We start from the raw sequence: 249 nt of genomic DNA on the forward strand, positions 1-249 counted from the left end.
CAAGTTAATGACGAAGACGAAACCGTTTATATTGCTCGTTCAAATAGTCGCGCAGTAGCCATTGTTTCACAAGAAAAAATGGACTGGCTAGAAAGAGCATTAAAAGCTAAAGAAGGTTCGTTAGAATATGCAATTGCGCGTGATCAGTTAATTAAACGCCATGTTTTACCTGATGATGAAATTGTTGAATCAAATGATGATTATTGGGGTCAGTTTAAATAATGAAAAAACTAAGATTTAAACCACGTG

At 34.9% G+C, this 249-nt stretch carries 1 protein-coding gene; it reads left to right on the plus strand.

What is annotated here, in order from left to right; all coding sequences use genetic code 11:
• Window positions 1-222, plus strand: a 222-nt coding sequence (locus FC70_RS02330) for an antitoxin (RefSeq protein ID WP_057889442.1), incomplete at its 5' end; no start/stop codon positions are given.
• Between the last annotated feature and the right edge of the window lie 27 nt (window positions 223-249).

This window comes from Paucilactobacillus oligofermentans DSM 15707 = LMG 22743 (assembly GCF_001434315.1).
In the GTDB taxonomy this organism is placed as follows: Bacteria; Bacillota; Bacilli; order Lactobacillales; family Lactobacillaceae; genus Paucilactobacillus; species Paucilactobacillus oligofermentans.